General features: G+C 49.6%; 1 protein-coding gene and 1 pseudogene. Both read left to right on the forward strand.

Going from position 1 to position 865, the window contains the following annotated elements; all coding sequences use genetic code 11:
* Window positions 1-422 (forward strand): integrase core domain-containing protein (locus CSQ88_RS22505; RefSeq protein ID WP_143449595.1); only part of this gene is annotated, 422 nt, incomplete at its 5' end.
* Between the two features lie 40 nt (window positions 423-462).
* Window positions 463-705, forward strand: a pseudogene (locus CSQ88_RS22510) (IS3 family transposase); the annotation flags it as partial.
* Between the last annotated feature and the right edge of the window lie 160 nt (window positions 706-865).

Here is an 865-nt window from a genome sequence, read left to right on the forward strand (position 1 = left end):
GCATTCGCTTATTTAATGTGATTGATGATTTTAATCGGGAAGGATTGGGCATTGAAGTCGACTTCTCTTTGCCAGCAGAGCGCGTAATACGCAGCCTGAATCAAATCATTGAATGGCGCGGCAAGCCCAGGCGAATCAGGTCCGATAATGGGCCTGAATATATTAGCCATCTGCTAAAAAATTGGGCAGAACAACAATCGATTGAATTGGCCTATATTCAGCCAGGCAATCCACAGCAAAACGCATATATTGAGCGCTATAATCGGACTGTGCGTTATGAATGGCTGGCCTGTGATGACTTTGAAAGCCTTGCCGAAGTGCAAGAAACTGCAACGCAATGGCTTTGGACATACAATAACGAGCGCCCGCACATGGGATTGGGCGGCATCACCCCGAAACAAAAACTGGCATTACATGCCTAGCCTCTACTTTTAAGCGAGCTTAAAAACGGGGGGATTACCCCTGTTCAGCCGCTATCCAGTGGGCTGGGAAGTGCACGCGGAAGAAACAGGAGAGCTGGCTGCTGAGCGTTGCAGCATGAGCCCGTTGGTCTTGCATTCAGACAATGGTGCGCCGATGAAAAGCTATACCCTGAAAGCCAAAATGGAGATGCTGGGGATCGCCTCCTCATTTAGCCGTCCTCGCGTCAGCAACGACAATCCCTATGCGGAGTCATTGTTCCGTACGCTGAAATACTGGCCCGCCTAGCCCCATAAAGGCTTTGCCAGTCTGGACGAAGCCCCCTGTGTCAGGATAGTTGAGATACTCCCTTTTCAGGGATTCCAACTTACTCAGGGGGCTGGTTACTTATCATGTCGCGTATTCCCAAGGCTCGTAAAGATGCCATTTTAAGCAAAATGCTTGC

The sequence above is a fragment of the Iodobacter sp. BJB302 genome, assembly GCF_002735645.1.
Taxonomy (GTDB): Bacteria; Pseudomonadota; Gammaproteobacteria; order Burkholderiales; family Chitinibacteraceae; genus Iodobacter.